The organism is Pseudomonas psychrophila (genome assembly GCF_001043005.1).
GTDB classification, from domain to species: Bacteria; Pseudomonadota; Gammaproteobacteria; order Pseudomonadales; family Pseudomonadaceae; genus Aquipseudomonas; species Aquipseudomonas psychrophila.
Genome location: NZ_JYKZ01000008.1, coordinates 59,361 through 76,977 on the forward strand (window position 1 = coordinate 59,361; position 17,617 = coordinate 76,977).

14 protein-coding genes are annotated in these 17,617 nt (G+C 59.6%); 12 read left to right on the forward strand and 2 right to left on the reverse strand.

Going from position 1 to position 17,617, the window contains the following annotated elements; genetic code table 11:
* Nucleotides 1-254: 254 nt before the first annotated feature.
* Nucleotides 255-797, reverse strand: a complete 543-nt coding sequence (locus tag TU76_RS17225) for an NUDIX hydrolase (RefSeq protein ID WP_048352195.1) — start codon at nucleotides 795-797, stop codon at nucleotides 255-257.
* A gap of 3 nt (nucleotides 798-800) precedes the next feature.
* A complete protein-coding gene (locus tag TU76_RS17230) occupies nucleotides 801-1,868 on the reverse strand; it encodes a DUF2333 family protein (RefSeq protein WP_019825851.1) in 1,068 nt (355 codons plus the stop codon).
* A 266-nt stretch (nucleotides 1,869-2,134) separates the two neighbouring features.
* On the opposite strand from TU76_RS17230, the gene TU76_RS17235 reads away from it, so the two are divergent.
* The 12 genes from TU76_RS17235 to purD all read left to right on the forward strand — a co-directional run bounded on the left by TU76_RS17235 (nucleotide 2,135) and on the right by purD (nucleotide 17,585).
* Complete coding sequence (locus TU76_RS17235; RefSeq protein ID WP_048352196.1) at nucleotides 2,135-3,778, forward strand: response regulator; 1,644 nt, start codon at nucleotides 2,135-2,137, stop codon at nucleotides 3,776-3,778.
* 998 nt (nucleotides 3,779-4,776) lie between these two features.
* Nucleotides 4,777-5,820, forward strand: coding sequence for a methyl-accepting chemotaxis protein (locus TU76_RS25895; RefSeq protein ID WP_403212524.1), 1,044 nt, complete (start codon nucleotides 4,777-4,779; stop codon nucleotides 5,818-5,820).
* A gap of 404 nt (nucleotides 5,821-6,224) precedes the next feature.
* On the forward strand, nucleotides 6,225-7,991 hold the full coding sequence (locus TU76_RS17245) for a protein-disulfide reductase DsbD (protein WP_048352198.1): 1,767 nt from the start codon (nucleotides 6,225-6,227) through the stop codon (nucleotides 7,989-7,991).
* A gap of 130 nt (nucleotides 7,992-8,121) precedes the next feature.
* Complete coding sequence (gene aroQ, locus TU76_RS17250; protein WP_019826878.1) at nucleotides 8,122-8,577, forward strand: type II 3-dehydroquinate dehydratase; 456 nt, start codon at nucleotides 8,122-8,124, stop codon at nucleotides 8,575-8,577.
* A gap of 25 nt (nucleotides 8,578-8,602) precedes the next feature.
* Complete coding sequence (gene accB, locus TU76_RS17255; protein ID WP_019826877.1) at nucleotides 8,603-9,064, forward strand: acetyl-CoA carboxylase biotin carboxyl carrier protein; 462 nt, start codon at nucleotides 8,603-8,605, stop codon at nucleotides 9,062-9,064.
* 17 nt (nucleotides 9,065-9,081) lie between these two features.
* Nucleotides 9,082-10,440 (forward strand): acetyl-CoA carboxylase biotin carboxylase subunit, encoded by a 1,359-nt coding sequence (gene accC, locus TU76_RS17260; RefSeq protein WP_046810401.1) that lies wholly within the window; start codon nucleotides 9,082-9,084, stop codon nucleotides 10,438-10,440.
* A 298-nt stretch (nucleotides 10,441-10,738) separates the two neighbouring features.
* Entirely contained in the window at nucleotides 10,739-11,617 is an 879-nt protein-coding gene (gene prmA / locus TU76_RS17265; protein ID WP_019826873.1) for a 50S ribosomal protein L11 methyltransferase, read from the forward strand.
* A 30-nt stretch (nucleotides 11,618-11,647) separates the two neighbouring features.
* Nucleotides 11,648-12,901, forward strand: coding sequence for a DUF3426 domain-containing protein (locus TU76_RS17270; protein ID WP_048352199.1), 1,254 nt, complete (start codon nucleotides 11,648-11,650; stop codon nucleotides 12,899-12,901).
* Nucleotides 12,902-13,098: 197 nt separating this feature from the next.
* Entirely contained in the window at nucleotides 13,099-14,112 is a 1,014-nt protein-coding gene (dusB, locus tag TU76_RS17275) for a tRNA dihydrouridine synthase DusB (protein ID WP_019826870.1), read from the forward strand.
* Entirely contained in the window at nucleotides 14,109-14,429 is a 321-nt protein-coding gene (gene fis, locus TU76_RS17280; RefSeq protein ID WP_003439210.1) for a DNA-binding transcriptional regulator Fis, read from the forward strand. Before dusB ends, fis begins: the two co-directional genes overlap by 4 nt.
* Before the next feature lie 81 nt (nucleotides 14,430-14,510).
* On the forward strand, nucleotides 14,511-16,118 hold the full coding sequence (gene purH, locus TU76_RS17285; protein WP_019826868.1) for a bifunctional phosphoribosylaminoimidazolecarboxamide formyltransferase/IMP cyclohydrolase: 1,608 nt from the start codon (nucleotides 14,511-14,513) through the stop codon (nucleotides 16,116-16,118).
* A gap of 168 nt (nucleotides 16,119-16,286) precedes the next feature.
* Complete coding sequence (gene purD, locus TU76_RS17290) at nucleotides 16,287-17,585, forward strand: phosphoribosylamine--glycine ligase (RefSeq protein WP_019826866.1); 1,299 nt, start codon at nucleotides 16,287-16,289, stop codon at nucleotides 17,583-17,585.
* Nucleotides 17,586-17,617: the final 32 nt, after the last annotated feature.

Consider the following 17,617-nt stretch of genomic DNA (forward strand, 5'->3'; position numbering starts at 1 on the left):
GGTGCATGGCGCTGTTGCGCCAAGGGATACCGACCGCGAAGCCCCACTCTGGCAGGGGCAGCGCAACTCAGGCGGGTAAACCGCCTGAGCCTGAAAAAGGTCGCGCAGTGTAACGACAAAATCGCTGCTGCCCAATAGCCAATCGGCGCAAAAGTCATCGCAAGGGCCACATGACCTTCAACCGTGGGAGCGAGCCTGCTCGCGAACAGCATTCGCGAGCAGGCTCGCTCCCACCAGGGCAGCTGTGCAGCGATCTACAGCGTGTTGATCTGAGCCAGATAACGTTTGAGTGCATCCAGTGAATCAGGGCAGTAGTCCTGTTGCGTACTCAAGCGCAGCGCCTCGTCCACAGGCATGAAGCAGGCCTGCTGAACTTCTTCGGGTTGAACCTGCAAGGGGCCGTCCCACACGGCCGAAAACACCGCGCACCACAGATGGTTTTGCGGGCCTTCAAAGTAAAACCGCTCATGGGCCGTCAGCGTTACACCACTGACTCCCAGCTCCTCGGCCAGCTCACGGGCCGCCGACTCGGCATAAGTTTCATCCAGGCCGACCATTCCACCCGCCGCCACGTCCCAAAAACCCGGGTAAAGCGCTTTGCTGAGGGTGCGCTGATGCACACACAGCTCGCCGGCAGAGTTGAATAATAGGATGAAGGTTCCGCGCCCGATCAGGCCGCGTTCTCGCAATTCGTGGCGCGGCAGTGCGCCCAGCAAACGATCATCACGATCGACCCAGGCAACTTGCTCGACATCAGAGGCCGCACGGTGTGCGGCCTCCAAAGCTGAAATAACCATCGCTTAGCCTTGCGACAGCAATTGACGAAGGTCCATGACCGCCGCGTTGGCGCGGGAAATGTAGTTGGCCATGACCAGCGAGTGGTTAGCCAGAACGCCATAGCCGCTGCCGTTCAGGATCATTGGGCTCCATACCGGCTCTTGAGCCGCTTCCAGCTCGCGGATGATCTGACGCACACTCACCGTAGCGTTCTTCTTGGCCAGCACATCGGCGAAGTCCACTTCAATGGCCCGCAGCAAGTGCGACAAGGCCCAGGCTTGGCCACGTGCTTCGTAGAACACGTTATCGATCTGCATCCACGGTGTTTCGACCACTTCTTCGTCAACCACCGGCACCTGGCCAGGTTGCAAGGACTCAGTCTTCAAGGCGCTATTAAGCTTTACCCGCCCGACACTGGCCGACAGGCGTTGCGACAACGAACCCAACCGCGTGCCCACATCGCCCAGCCAGTTATTCAGGTTATCGGCGCGGGCATAGAACAGTGCGTTTTTCTGATTAGGGTCAGACAGACGCGCCTGATAGCGGCTCAGGGAGTTAATACCTTCCTGATATTCAGACTCGCTGGACGGCAACATCCAGCTCTTGTTGTCGAAGTTGAAGCGCGGCTCAGCCTTGGCCAGGTCCGCGTCTTCCGCCGATTGCGACTGCGAGCGGGCGAAGTCTTTACGCAAGGCTCGGGTCAGGTCGCGCACTTGCACCAGAACGCCGTATTCCCAGCTTGGGATGTTGTCCAGAAAAATGCCCGGTGGAAGACGGTCATTGGACAGGTAACCACCCGATTTGCTGAGCAATGTACCGGCCACGGTCTTGAGGGTTTCGACGGTGGTAAAGCCCGGCACCATCTGCTTGCCTTCTTTCTCGGCCGCCATCTGGGCGTTTTGCTGCACAGGGAACAGGTCCGGTTCCTGGCTCCAGTACCAGCCCACGCCCAGGTTCACCACGATAAAAATCGCCACCAGGACCGCGATCGAGCGGCTCAGCAGAATGCTTTTGAAATAGCCACGCGACTGTGTTTTCGTCTCTTTGACCGACTCGCGGGCACTGCCCTCACGTTTTTTCCAGTCCAGCATGGCTATGTCCTTTCATATGCTTGATTCAACGGTTCGACCACAACCCTAACCCATCGTGCCTTGGGGGCACGGTTTTAAATCCAGGCCAGGCTTCCTGCCGTAACGCAGGGGCCATTTACGCCCGGCACTATAGAACAAGCACGCAGACGATGGGCAAAATGGCTGCCCGTGAGTTAATTTCAAGGAGAAACTCGAACATTTGAAACGAGCTGCTAGCATAGAGCCACTATTCAATTTCAGCATGCTCCCTAACCAGCAGCCAGGATATGACAGAGCAAGAAGACCCCAGTCGCGAACGCCTGAAAAATCACTTTGCCCAGCGGGTCACGCATCAGGCACGCCAGATCCTTGAGCTCTGGCAACGTTTACAAGCCAATGAATGGTCGCCTACCAGCCTGGCTGAACTCGACGACGCCAACTTGCGCCTGCTGCGGTTTGCCAAACGCTTTGAACAGCCGGAGCACACCGAGCTGGCCCGGGCGATCAACGTTGCGCTGCAAGACATGGCCGCCAATCAGAGCCGCCTGAGCAGCCAGCTCATCACTGAGCTCAACCGTTTGATGCAGCGTCTGTCGCGCACCGGCCTGCGCCAGGGCGATGTAGACGTCAACATCCGCCTGCCTGCGCTGCGCAAGCCGGTGTATATCCTGCTGCTGGATCTGGAACGGGCGGACCGCCTGGCCAGGCAACTGGAGTTTTTCGAGCTTACGGCACAAGCGTTCAGCAGCCCGACCGCCTTTCGCCACGCCATGGCCGAGCGCCATCCGGCCGCCATTGTGATGGACGTTGATTTTGGCGGTCCGGGCCTGGGTCTGGAACTGGCTGCTGAAGCCCAGGTCGGCCTGGAGCAAAAGCTGCCGCTGCTGTTTTTCAGCCTGCATGAAACCGATACCCCGACGCGCCTGGCCGCCGTGCGCGCAGGCGGGCAAGCGTTTATGACCGGCACCCTCGAAGCCTCAAGCCTGATGGAAAAAATCGAGGTGCTGACCTGTGTCGCTCAGTACGAGCCATACAAAGTGCTGATTATTGACGACTCCCGAGCACAGGCGCTGCACACCGAACGCTTGCTCAATGGCGCAGGCATTGTCACCCGCACCCTGATCGACCCGATTCAGACCATGGCCGAGCTTGCAGACTTTCAGCCGGACCTGATCATCCTCGATATGTATATGCCCAGCTGTACAGGCACCGAACTGGCCAAAGTCATCCGCCATAACGACCGTTATGTGAGTGTGCCGATCATTTACCTGTCTGCCGAAGACGACATGGACAAGCAACTCGATGCCATGAGTGAAGGCGGCGATGATTTCCTGACCAAACCCATCCAGCCCCGCCATCTGATCACCACAGTGCGCAACCGCGCCGCTCGCGCCCGCCACCTCAAGGCGCGAATGGTGCGTGACAGCCTGACCGGGCTTTATAACCACACCCATATCCTGCAATTGCTCGAAGACTGCACCTTTCGCGCACGCCGTGAAAATCGCCCCCTGAGTTTTGCAATGCTCGACCTGGATCACTTCAAACACGTCAACGATGGCTACGGCCACCCCATGGGCGACCGGGTGATCAAAAGTCTGGCGCTGTTTCTCAAGCAACGCCTGCGTAAAACCGACTTTATTGGCCGATATGGCGGTGAAGAGTTTGCGATCGTGATGCCCGATACCGATCAAGAGTCGGCCTACAAGGTGCTCAATCAGATTCGACAACGCTTTTCCGAGATTCATTACCCCGCCCAGCCAGCAGATCTGTCGTGCTCGTTCAGCGCCGGCGTGGTGCAAATGCAGGGCGAGGCCGACAGCCTGCTGATGGCCTCCCAGGCCGACGAGGCGCTGTACCGGGCCAAGAACAGCGGCCGCAATCAAGTGCAGCGGTTCTCCCACATAAGGCCAATTGCCACTATTTGCTCGTAACCCCCGCTTCCCGTCATACCGCTGTAACGTAAGTGCAATAACTTCTGCCGCTTCTGACTGTGTCGTAGGCAACATTCCACATGCGCCTGAAGCTGCTAACCAACCTCAATACACTGTTGCTGGTCGCCGTGTGCCTCGCCCTTGGCGCAACCTTGTGGTGGTCTCAACAGGCACTGGAACGGCCTTTCCTGTTGATGGAGCGCTACCTCAGCCTCTCACAGCAGTTCCAGAATAAAGTGGCACGCAACATCGAAGACTACCTGGCCAGCGGCGATGCCCTGCGCCTGAGTGATGCCAACAGCGCCCTGGACACGCTCAAGACCGAACTCGAGCCTTTACCACCGGCACTGGCTGATGCGCTGCGCCCCAGCCTTGAAAACCTGAGCACCTACAGCAACACGCAATTACTGGCCGCCGGTAAATTGGCCGGTGATCCACAGGCCTTACTGCTGCAAGCCGAACGCGAGCTGGGCGCCAGCCTCGAACAACTCAGTCAGTACGCCAGCGATGGGGCTTCACCGCAGGCCCGCGCCTATCTGCCTTTGTTGTTTGGCGCCTCGCAACACTTGGCCAAGCTGTCTCTTGGCCGCGACAAACTGGTCAGCAGCGGGCGCAGTGAACTGGCCGGCGACGTGGCGCGTGAACTGGACGGCATTGAGCGCCAGGCCAGACAAATCGACGCCCTGCCCCTGCTCGGTGTGAGCAGCAACAGCGCTTCGGGCACCGACGACTTTGCCGCCATGATGGGGCTTGAATCCGCCGCCACAGCCCAGGCCGAAGACGCCGGGATTGGCCTCAAGCGCGAACTCAACAGCCTGTTGAGCCGCTACCCGGCCGAACTCAAGCGCACTCAGAACCAGATCGAGCAACGCGCTCAACTCAGCGCTGCCACCCATCTAAAACTCGACGCCGTGCAGCAGGCCATAGCCGAACTGGAGCCCGTGGTACGCGCAGAACATGGGCAGATCCAGAACGAAGTGCGGCTGATCCAGGGACTGATGATTGGCCTGATCCTGTTGATTGCACTGCTGATCGACACCCTGCAACGCAAACTGGCGCGGGTACTGACGTATTTGGCACCGCTACTGTCGACCTGGGCCGAGGGCGACTTCAGCCGCGACATTCAACTGGGCAAAACCAACCGCGAATTGCGCGACATCGAAGCCTCACTCAACCGACTGCGCAGCTACCTGGTGAACCTGGTGGGTACCCTGCGTCTTAATGCCGAACAGGTCGCAGGCAGCAGTCAAACCCTGGCCGAACTGAGCACGGGCTTGCACAGCGGCGCACAACGCCAGGCCGGCGATACCGCGCAAATCCGCGACGCCCTGGGTGAGCTGGAAGCCACTATCTCTCAGGTAGCGGGCGATGCCAGTCAGGCCGCCGATGCCAGCCGCAGCGCCGGGCTGGCCGTGGCACAAGGGCAACGGGTGATCGGCCAAAGCCTGACCGGGCTGCACGCGCTGGTGGGGGAAGTGCAAGGGAACGCGCAGACCATCGAACGCCTTGCCGAAGAATCGGCCACCATCGGCGGGGTGCTGACCGTGATTCGTTCCATTGCCGACCAAACCAATCTGCTGGCGCTCAACGCTGCCATCGAGGCTGCCCGTGCAGGTGAAATGGGCCGAGGCTTCGCGGTGGTTGCCGAAGAGGTCCGCTCCCTGGCGCAACGCACGGCGGGCGCGACCAACGAAATCCAGATCCTCATTGGCGGGCTGCAACTGGCCGCCCGCCAATCGGTTGAAGGCATACGCGCACAAGTGACCCACGCTCAGGCCACCGCCCAGCAAGCCCAGGACGCGGACGGCGCGCTGGATGAGATTGTCGGAGCGATTGCGACCATCTCAAACACTGCCGTGCGAATCGCCGACGTCACGGCACAACAGACCGGCGCCGTCAGCGAGATTCGCGACCATAGCGAACGCATTCACGTGCTGGGCGACGAAAACTTGCAACGCATCGGCATTGCCCGCGACCAAAGCCAGCAACTGCTGGCGCTGGGTTCAGAGCTCAACACTGCGGTGCAGGCGTTTCGGGTGTAAGCCCAAACCACCTGCCCCTGTGTGGGAGTGAGCCTGCATCGCGAGCAGGCTCGCTCCCACAATAATCCCTGCAAGGCTCGAATTCTGTGGGCGCTGAAGCCCCTGTGGGAGCGAGCCCGCTCGCGAAGGCATCACCGCGTTCGTTACGGGTAAACCGCGTCGTGTGCATCGCGAGCAGGCTCGCTCCCACAATAATCCCTGCAAGGCTCGAACTCTGTGGGCGCTGAAGCCCCTGTGGGAGCGAGCCCGCTCGCGAAGGCATCACCGCGTTCGTTACGGGTAAACCGCGTCGTGTGCATCGCGAGCAGGTTCCCTCGGCTGAAGGTGAGGCAGCAGCTACAGACGACCAGCACAGGTTTATTGGCCGCGCTATCATGCCCCCACGTTTGATATGCGAGACTCCTATGCGCCGCCTGTTTTTGCTCCTGTGCTTGCTGTTTGCCGTACCCGCTCTGGGCGCGGGGTTGCTGGATAACCGACCCAGTGCGACCTTGGGTGCAATCAATAACAGCAGCGATTTCTTGCCGGTGCGCGAAGCGTTCAAACTGAACCTGATCGACAGCACACCCGAGTCGATCAAGCTGCGCTTTGTGCCCACCGAAGGTTATTACCTGTATCGCCACAAGTTCGCCTTCAAGACCGAACCCGCCGACATCGCCCTGGGTACCGCGCAACTGCCTCCCGGTGAAGCAAAGCACGATGAGTACTTTGGCAACGTCGAGGTCTATCACGGCATTCTCGATGTGGATATCCCTCGCCCAACCAACGATTCGCGTCCTTTCACGCTGGTGGTTACCTACCAGGGTTGCGCCGACAAGGGCCTGTGCTACCCGCCTGAAACCGAGCGCCTGAACATCGAGGGCAGCGCAGCTCCTGCTACTGGCCATCCCGTACAGTCGTGGAGCTGGCGCGAACTGGCGCTGTTTTTCCTCGCGGGCATTGGCCTGACGTTCACCCCCTGCGTGCTACCGATGCTGCCGATTCTGTCGGGCGTGGTATTGCGTGGCCAGGTCGGTGGCCTGCGCGGTTTCAGCCTGTCGCTGGCCTACGTGCTGCCGATGGCGGCGTGCTTTGCGTTGCTGGGTGCGCTGATGGGCATGTTCGGGGCTCAACTCAATCTGCAGGCCCGTCTGCAATCGGTTTGGGTGCTGGTGCCATTTGCACTGTTCTTCGGGATTTTTGCCCTCGCCATGTTTGGCGTATTTGAGCTGAAATTGCCGCAAGCCCTCAGCAGTCGCCTCGATCGCGTGGCCAATCGCACTCAAGGCGGCTCGCTTTGGGGGGCCGCCGTGTTGGGCGTAGTCTCCAGCCTGCTGGTGTCACCTTGCGTGTCCGCACCGCTGGCCGGCGCCTTGCTCTATATCAGTGCCAGTGGCGATGCGCTGGGCGGTGGTTTGAAGCTGTTCGCCCTTGGCCTGGGCATGGGCGCGCCACTGCTGCTGGTCGCCACCGGTGGCGCGGCCTGGCTGCCGAAGAGTGGGCCATGGCTGGTCAATGTCAAAAACGCGATTGGCGTACTGCTGCTCGGTCTGGCCATTGGTTTGCTCAGCCGCGTGTTGCCGGGCCCCGTGACCTTGCTTCTGATCGGTGCATTGGCAGCGGGCGTGGGCCTGTTTCTCGGTACGCTGGAGTTTGTCTACAAAGCCCCGCGCCAACGTCTGGCCCAGTTGCTCGGGCTGTTTTTGCTGGTCTATGGGCTGGCGTGCTGGTACGGCGCCCTGAGCGGCCAAAGTGATCCGTTCAACCCTATCGGGCGCTCGCAAGCCGCCAATACGGCAGTAACCGCTACCGCACAACCGGCCGACCAATGGCTTACCGTCAGCACCCCCGCCGAGCTGGACAGCGCACTGGCCCAGGCCAAGGCCGCTGGCCAGCCTGTCTTGCTGGACTGGTACGCCGACTGGTGTATCAGCTGCAAAGTGATCGAGCACGAAGTGTTGAACAACGCCCGCGTACTCGATCTGCTCAAGGGTTATCGACTGGTGCGTTTCGATATCACTGCCAGCAATGCCGAGCAACGCGCCCTGCTCGATCAGTACAAATTGTTCGGCCCGCCTGCGCTGATGTTCTTCGGAAAAAACGGCGCTGAAAAAAGTGACCAGCGGGTCATCGGAGAGATCAATGCAGCAGACTTCGCCGAACGTGTCGCTATCGCGAATGACCAGATCTAGAGCCGCAGTCACAAACTTTTCGCGAACATCGGTCATCGTGCTGGCTATTGCAGTTAACTGGACAGCGAATCCGCTTTTCGGCATAGTCGCCCGGCACTGACAACTGCACACAGATAATAAGGAACAGCAGATGGCGACTTTTCTGGTTCTACATGGCCCCAACCTGAACCTGCTTGGCACCCGCGAGCCGGGCGTCTACGGCGCAACTACCCTGGCGCAAATCAATCAGGATCTGGAACAGAGAGCCCGTGATGCCGGCCACCATTTGCTCCATCTGCAAAGCAATGCCGAGTATGAATTGATCGACCGCGTACACGCTGCCCGCAACGAAGGCGTGGACTTTATTCTGATCAACCCGGCGGCTTTTACCCACACCAGCGTGGCATTACGTGACGCGCTGATGGCGGTGAGCATCCCATTCATCGAAGTGCATTTGTCTAACGTGCACAAACGCGAACCTTTCCGCCATCACTCCTACTTCTCCGACGTTGCGGTAGGTGTGATCTGCGGCCTTGGCGCCAGCGGTTATCGACTGGCCTTGGAGGCCGCCCTGGAACAGCTTGAACTACAAGCTAAACGCCCCTGACAGACCCATTGGGAGTTGACGATTCATGGATATCCGTAAAGTTAAGAAACTGATCGAACTGCTGGAAGAGTCCGGCATCGACGAGCTGGAAATTAAAGAAGGCGAAGAGTCCGTACGCATCAGCCGTCACAGCAAGACTCCTGCTCAACAGTTCTACGCACCAGCGCCAATGCAGCAAGCACCGGCCGCAGCTCCAGTCGCTGTAGCTCCGGTTGCCACCGTGACCGAAGCGCCTGCTGCACCAAAACTGAACGGTTTTGTGGTCAAGTCGCCAATGGTCGGTACGTTCTACCGCACCCCAGCTCCAACCTCGCCTGCCTTCGTTGAAGTTGGCCAGACCGTCAAGGTTGGCGACACCATTTGCATCGTTGAAGCGATGAAAATGATGAACCACATCACGGCTGAAAAAGCCGGCGTTATCGAATCCATCCTGGTAGAAAACGGTCAGCCGGTTGAGTTCGACCAACCGCTGTTCACCATCGTTTGAACCGCGGGGAGCCAACGATGCTGAAGCCTCAGAAGCTGGAAAAAGTCCTGATCGCCAACCGTGGCGAGATTGCTTTGCGCATCCTGCGGGCGTGCAAGGAAATGGGGATCAAGACCGTCGCGGTGTACTCCACCGCCGACAAAGAGCTGATGCACCTGGGTCTGGCAGACGAAACCGTCTGCATCGGCCCGGCACCGGCCAACCTGTCTTACCTGCACATTCCGGCCATCATCGCGGCCGCTGAAGTGACCGGCGCCACGGCGATTCACCCGGGCTACGGCTTTTTGGCTGAAAACGCCGATTTCGCCGAGCAAGTCGAGAAATCCGGCTTTGCCTTCATCGGCCCGAAAGCCGACACCATTCGCCTGATGGGCGACAAGGTTTCGGCCAAGCACGCCATGATCGCTGCAGGCGTACCTACGGTTCCAGGTTCTGACGGCCCGTTGCCTGAAGACGAAGAAACCGCACTGCGCATCGGCCGTGAAGTCGGCTACCCGGTGATCATCAAGGCTGCAGGCGGCGGCGGTGGCCGTGGCATGCGCGTTGTACACCGTGAAGAAGACCTGATCGAAGCTGCCAAGCAGACCCGCGAAGAAGCCGGCGCCTGGTTCAGCAACCCGATGGTCTACCTCGAAAAATACCTGACCAACCCACGTCACGTGGAAGTTCAGGTCATTTCCGATGGCCAGGGTAACGCGATCCACCTGGGCGACCGCGATTGCTCGCTGCAACGTCGTCACCAGAAAGTGCTGGAAGAAGCACCGGCACCGGGCATCGACGAAACCGCACGCGCTGAAGTTCTGGCTCGCTGCGTAAAAGCCTGTGTCGACATCAACTACCGTGGCGCGGGTACTTTCGAGTTCCTGTACGAAAACGGTCGTTTCTACTTCATCGAGATGAACACTCGTGTGCAAGTAGAGCACCCGGTGTCCGAGATGGTGACTGGCATCGACATCCTGAAAGAGATGTTGAGCATCGCAGCCGGTAACAAGCTGTCCTTCACCCAGGCTGACGTGAACATTCACGGTCACTCGCTGGAGTGCCGGATCAACGCTGAAGACCCTGCGACGTTCATGCCGAGCCCTGGCATGGTCAAGCACTTCCACGCTCCGGGCGGCAACGGCGTTCGCGTCGATTCGCACCTGTACAGCGGCTACAAGGTTCCGTCCAACTACGACTCCCTGATCGGCAAGCTGATCACCTGGGGCTCGACCCGTGACGAAGCCATGGCGCGCATGCGCAATGCACTGGACGAAATCGTGGTTGACGGGATCAAGACCAACATCCCGCTGCACCGCGATCTGGTGAATGACGAAGGCTTCTGCAAAGGCGGCGTCAACATTCACTACCTGGAACACAAACTGGCTAACAAGTAAGTTTGTAATCCGTTCAACAAAGCCGCTTTCGAGCGGCTTTGTTGTTTCTGAGTTTGCAATACCTGTAGTCGCTGTCGAGGCAGAGATACTTCAAGCGTGGGAGCGAGCCTGCTCGCGAAGATCATTCGCGAGCAGGCTCGCTCCCACTGGGGCTTGACCTGGAACAGAGTATCTACAACGCCAGCAGCGATCACTTTTCATCGTTTTTGATTACCCCCCTCTCAGCCCGCTCGCGTAAACTTGCGCGCTTCTCGCAGCCCGACCGGCTGCACACTCCTATATTTCAAAGGTGCCCGCCATGCCTTGGCTGCAAGTACGCCTCGCCATCAGCCCGGAACAAGCCGAAACCTACGAAGACGCGTTCCTCGAAGTCGGTGCTGTTTCGGTTACGTTCATGGACGCCGAAGATCAACCGATTTTCGAACCTGAACTCAACACCACCCCCCTGTGGTCGCACACCCATTTACTGGCCTTGTTCGAAGGCGGTACCGAAGCCGAGCTCGTGCTGTCCCATCTGGAACTGCTCACCGGTTCGCCACTGCCTGAACACCACGCCGAAGTCATTGAAGATCAGGACTGGGAGCGCAGCTGGATGGACAACTTCCACCCGATGCGCTTCGGCCAGCGCCTGTGGATCGTGCCAAGCTGGCACGCAGCTCCGGAGCCTGACGCGGTTAACCTGCTGCTCGATCCGGGCCTGGCTTTCGGTACCGGCACCCACCCGACCACCGCGCTGTGCCTGGAATGGCTCGACGGTCAGGACCTGAAAGACTGCAACGTGCTGGACTTCGGCTGCGGCTCGGGGATCCTGGCCATTGCCGCCCTTCTGCTGGGCGCCAAGGAAGCCATCGGCACCGACATCGACGTACAGGCACTTGAAGCCTCCCGCGATAACGCCGGTCGCAACAATGTCGCCGAAGAGCTGTTCCCGCTGTACCTGCCAGAAGACCTGCCGCAGGTTCAGGCTGATGTCGTGGTTGCCAATATTCTGGCTGGCCCGCTGGTGTCCCTGGCCCCGCAATTGTCGAGCCTGGTCAAGCCGGGTGGCCGCCTGGCACTGTCGGGCATCCTCGCCGAACAGGGCGAAGAAGTCGCCGCGGCTTACGCCAAGGACTTCGATCTGGATCCGATTGCCAATCGCGATGGCTGGGTGCGCATCAGTGGTCGTCGGCGCTAGAATGCACGCCTGCTCAATCCGGATGGTCGCATGAACGATAGCTTCGTTACCCAGTGCCCACATTGCCAAACCAGCTTTCGCGTAAGCCACGCCCAATTGGGCATGGCTCGCGGAGTGGTGCGCTGCGGCGCCTGCCTGCAAGTGTTCAATGCCGCACAGCAACTGCTGAACCAGAGCCCTGAAACAGAGCAGCCGCCTGCGCTGGTGACGCCCGTCGTTGCCGCACCTGAAGTGATTGAGCCTGCACCCGTCCAGGCGCCTGCCACGCCTCTGCCGGCCAGCCCGGCACCGTGGCAGGCAAACGCCATGGACCTTGACCATCTGGATCTGGACGAAGAACTGGCCAAGCTCGAAGAGCGAGAAATCCAGCCCAGCAAAAGCTTCGGCCAACCGCACACACCCAAAAGCAGCGCCCTGAGTGCTCGTCGCGAAAGCTCTGACGCTGAAGAAGGCGAATGGTCTGACAGTCTGTTCAGTGAATCCGCTGCAGACCGCGCCGACACCGCCAAAGAAACCGAGAAAGCAGCCGAGCCCCCCAAGACAGGGCGCACAGAGCCGTCATTGTCACTCGATCTCGACGAACCGGACGACACACCACCGCTCCAGCTTTCACTGGACGACGACCTGGAGCCACCGCTGCCGGGCGAGCGCCTGTCGGCGACCGATGACGATGACGACGAGCTCCCTGAGCCCGCGCCCGTCAGCAAAGACAAGCGCAAGCGCAGTGAGCCGGCCATGCGCGAAGATCCGTTGATGGACCTGGTCGACGATCCTCTGCACCTGGACTGGCAAAAGCGCCGCACCCCCTGGGGCAAGCGCCTGCTCTGGACCTTGCTGGTATTGCTGGCCGCGGCGGCATTGGCCGGGCAGTACATTGCCAACCACTTCGACGAGCTGGCACGTCAGGATCAATACCGCCCGATCTTCCAGCAACTGTGCCCGCAGATCGGCTGCACGGTGCCGTCCAAAGTCGATATCGACCGAATCAAAAGCAGCAACCTGGTGGTGCGCAGCCATCCGGAGTTCACCGGAGCGCTGGTGGTGGATGCAATCCTCTACAACCGCGCACCGTTCTCCCAGCCCTTTCCACTGCTCGAACTGCGTTTCGCCGACCTTAACGGCAAAATGATAGCCAGTCGTCGGTTTAAACCCGGCGAATACCTGACCGGGGATCTGTCCAAAGCCGAAATGCCCCCGCAAACCCCTATCCACATTGCCCTGGACATCCTCGACCCGGGTCCCAAGGCCGTGAACTACAGCCTGAGTTTTCACTCTCCCGAATAACCGCGCTACGCTTTGAGTGACAAACCGCAAGCGGCAAGTGCGGGGCTGTTCAGCCTCCACTTGCCGCTTGCGGTTTGTGTCTTGCGGCTAATTGTTCAAAATTCATCCAATTGCGTCTTTAACCAGTCATCGAGAGCGGGTATCATGCCAACCCTTTTTCGAACTCCCAAGATCCGGCCCCACAACAGGGAAGTCCTATGTCGGCGGTACGCATCGGCCCATATACATTGCACAACGGTTTGATTCTCGCCCCTATGGCGGGCGTCACCGACCAGCCCTTTCGTCAGCTTTGTCGACGGATGGGTGCAGGCCTGGTTGTTTCGGAAATGGTCACCAGTGACATGAGTCTCTGGAACAGTCGTAAATCGCGCCTGCGCATGATTCACGACGGTGATCCCGAGCCCCGCTCGGTACAGATCGCCGGCGGTGATGCGCAAATGCTGGCAGACGCCGCCAGGGCCAATGTGGAACTGGGCGCACAGATTATTGATATCAACATGGGTTGCCCGGCAAAAAAGGTCTGCAACAAGGCCGCCGGCTCCGCGTTGCTAAAAGACGAAGCATTGGTAAACGAGATCCTGCAGGCCGTCGTGGCTGCGGTTGATGTACCGGTTACCCTGAAGATTCGTACCGGCTGGGACCGGGACAACAAGAACGGCATTACGGTGGCAAAGATCGCCGAACAAGCCGGCATTACCGCTCTGGCGGTGCACGGTAGAACCCGTGCCGACCTGTACACCGGCGAAGCCGAGTACGACACCATTGCCGCCATCAAGCAGGCGGTGTCGATACCGGTCTTTGCCAACGGCGACATCGATTCACCCCACAAGGCCCTGCACGTGCTGAACGCGACCGGGGCTGACGGACTATTGATAGGCAGGGCGGCTCAAGGGCGGCCCTGGATTTTCCGCGAAGTTGATCACTTTCTGCGTACCGGGCAACTGTTGCCGGCACCGGAATTGAGCGAAGTGGAACGTATTCTGCTAGAGCATCTGACTGCATTGCATACCTTCTATGGGGAGGTACTGGGCGTACGCATCGCCCGCAAGCATGTTGGCTGGTATCTGGCAACCTTGCCGGGCGCCAAGGAGTTTCGCGCCCACTTCAATCGTTTAGAAGATACGGAAGCACAATGCGCCAACGTTCAGGCGTTTTTCGCCGAACGACACAAGAGCCTGGTGACAGGGGACGAAGGATGGGTGGCCGCATGACGATGATGACCGAGACATTAGTGAGTGGAACAACGCCCGTGAGCGACAACGTCAACTTGAAACAGCACCTCAATACACCGAGCGAAGAGGGCCAGACCCTTCGCGGGAGTGTCGAAAAGGCGCTGCACAATTATTTCGCCCACCTGGAGGGCGCTGAAGTCACGGACGTCTACAACCTGGTACTTTCCGAAGTCGAGGCTCCCCTTCTCGAGTGCGTCATGAACTACGTCAAGGGCAACCAGACCAAGGCCTCCGAGCTGCTGGGCCTCAATCGCGGCACCTTGCGCAAAAAGCTCAAACAGTACGATCTGCTGTAAGCATTCAATCAAACCTGAAAGGCGCCCTGATAAAACAGGTCGCCTTTTTTGCTGACTCCTTTGCTTTTGATGGAAATCGAGATGACCGATCAGACTACCCGCCTGCCGATCCGCCGCGCTCTAATCAGCGTTTCCGACAAAACCGGAATCCTTGATTTCGCCCGTGAACTGGAAGCCCTCGGCGTCGAGATCCTGTCCACTGGCGGTACGTTCAAGCTGCTGCAAGACAACGGCGTAGCCGCCGTTGAAGTGGCTGATTACACCGGCTTTGCAGAAATGATGGACGGTCGGGTCAAGACCCTGCACCCGAAAATCCACGGTGGCATTCTGGGCCGTCGCGGCATCGACGACGACATCATGAGCGAGCACGGCATCAAGCCGATAGACCTGGTAGCCGTTAACCTCTACCCGTTCGAAGCCACCATCTCCAAGCCAGGCTGCGACCTGCCGACCGCCATCGAAAACATCGACATCGGCGGCCCGACCATGGTCCGTTCGGCTGCAAAAAACCACAAAGACGTAGCCATCGTGGTCAATGCCAGCGATTACGCCAGCGTTCTGGAAAACCTCAAGGCCGGTGGCCTGACCTACGCACAGCGTTTCGACCTGATGCTCAAGGCGTTTGAACACACCGCTGCCTACGACGGCATGATCGCCAACTACCTGGGTACCGTGAACCAGGCCGCCGAGACATTGAGCACCGAAGACCGCGGCCTGTTCCCGCGCACCTTCAACAGCCAGTTCATCAAGGCCCAGGAAATGCGCTACGGCGAGAACCCGCACCAGAAAGCGGCGTTCTACGTTGAAGCCAAGCCGGCCGAAGTCAGCATCGCGACGGCTACCCAGCTGCAAGGCAAAGAACTGTCATTCAACAACGTGGCCGACACCGACGCCGCGCTGGAATGCGTAAAAAGCTTCGTCAAACCAGCTTGCGTGATCGTCAAGCACGCCAACCCGTGCGGTGTTGCCGTAAGCCCGGACGCTGAAGGCGGCATCCGCCAGGCCTACGAACTGGCTTACGCCACGGATACCGAATCGGCTTTCGGCGGCATCATCGCCTTCAACCGTGAACTGGACGCCGAAACGGCCAAGGCCATTGTTGAGCGTCAGTTCGTTGAAGTGATCATCGCCCCGTCCGTGAGCGAGGAAGCCCGCGCCATCGTCGCGGCCAAAGCCAACGTGCGCCTGCTGGCCTGCGGCCAGTGGAGCGAAGACCGCGCCCCGGCCTGGGACTTCAAACGCGTCAACGGCGGCCTGCTGGTTCAAAGCCGTGATATCGAAATGATCGGTAGCGAAGACCTGAAAGTCGTGACCAAGCGCGCACCGACCGAGCAAGAGATCAACGACCTGATCTTCGCCTGGAAAGTAGCCAAGTACGTGAAGTCCAATGCCATCGTCTACGCCAAGGGCCGTCAGACCATCGGTGTCGGCGCGGGCCAGATGAGCCGCGTCAACTCGGCCCGTATTGCCGCGATCAAGGCGGAACACGCCGGCCTGCAAGTACAGGGCGCCGTCATGGCATCGGACGCGTTCTTCCCGTTCCGTGACGGCATCGACAACGCGGCCAAGGCCGGTATCACTGCGGTGATCCAGCCAGGCGGTTCGATGCGCGACAACGAAGTGATTGCAGCAGCAGACGAAGCCGGTATTGCCATGGTGTTCACCGGTATGCGCCACTTCCGTCACTAATCACTTTTGAGCGCACCGCAACCCTGTAGTCGCTGCCGAAGGCTGCGATAGGATGCACAGGGAACTTGAGGTAACGGGTTGCTTCGCAACCCTTCGCAGCCTAAGGCAGCGACTACCGGTTCAGGTTGCGGTGCTCACCAGAATTCAGCGTCATCCGAGGTTTTTGAAATGAATGTTTTGATCATTGGCAGCGGTGGCCGCGAACACGCACTGGCCTGGAAAGTAGCTCAGGACCCACGTGTCGCTAAAGTTTTCGTTGCTCCGGGCAACGCCGGCACCGCCATTGAAGCCAAATGCGAGAACGTCGCCATCGACGTGCTGGCCCTTGAGCAGCTTGCGGATTTTGCTGAGAAGAACGTCTCCCTGACCATCGTTGGCCCGGAAGTGCCCCTGGTAGCCGGCGTTGTGGATCTGTTCCGCGCCCGTGGCCTGGACTGCTTCGGCCCGACCGCCGGTGCTGCTCAGCTGGAAGGCTCCAAGGCGTTCACCAAGGACTTCCTGGCTCGTCACAAGATCCCGACTGCCGACTACCAGAACTTCACAGAAATCGAACCGGCTCTGGCTTACCTGCAGAAAGTCGGCGCACCGATCGTGATCAAGGCCGACGGCCTGGCCGCAGGTAAAGGCGTGATCGTCGCCATGACCCTGACCGAAGCCGAAGACGCCGTACGCGACATGCTCGCGGGCAACGCGTTTGGCGAAGCCGGTTCACGCGTTGTGATCGAAGAGTTCCTGGACGGCGAAGAAGCCAGCTTTATCGTGATGGTCGACGGCAAGAACGTTCTGCCAATGGCCACCAGCCAGGACCACAAACGTGTTGGCGATGGCGACACCGGCCCGAACACCGGCGGTATGGGCGCTTACTCCCCTGCTCCTGTCGTGACCGCTGAGGTTCACCAGCGCGTGATGGATCTGGTGATCTGGCCAACCGTGCGCGGCATGGCTGAAGAAGGCAATGTCTACACCGGTTTCCTGTACGCAGGCCTGATGATCGACAAAGCCGGCAACCCGAAAGTCATCGAGTTCAACTGCCGCTTCGGCGACCCGGAAACCCAACCGGTGATGCTGCGCCTGCAATCGAGCCTGGTACTGCTGGTTGAAGCCGCACTGGCCCAGGCGCTGGACAAGGTTGAAGCACAATGGGATCCGCGCCCAAGCCTGGGTATCGTCCTGGCTGCCGGTGGCTACCCTGGCGATTACGCCAAGGGCACGGTCATTCACGGCCTGGATGCCGCGGCCAAGCTGGAAGGCAAGGTTTTCCATGCAGGTACGGCACTTAACGAAGCAGGTGAAGTCGTAACCTCGGGCGGGCGCGTACTGTGCGCAACTGCAATGGGCGACACCGTTGAAGCGGCACAACACAAGGCCTACGAGCTGGCCAAGGCCATCGAGTGGGAAGGTTGTTTCTACCGTAACGATATTGGCTACCGAGCCATTGCACGCGAACGCGGTGACGACCAGGAATAAGCAATCTACATGGATAGGCAGGGGCTATCAGC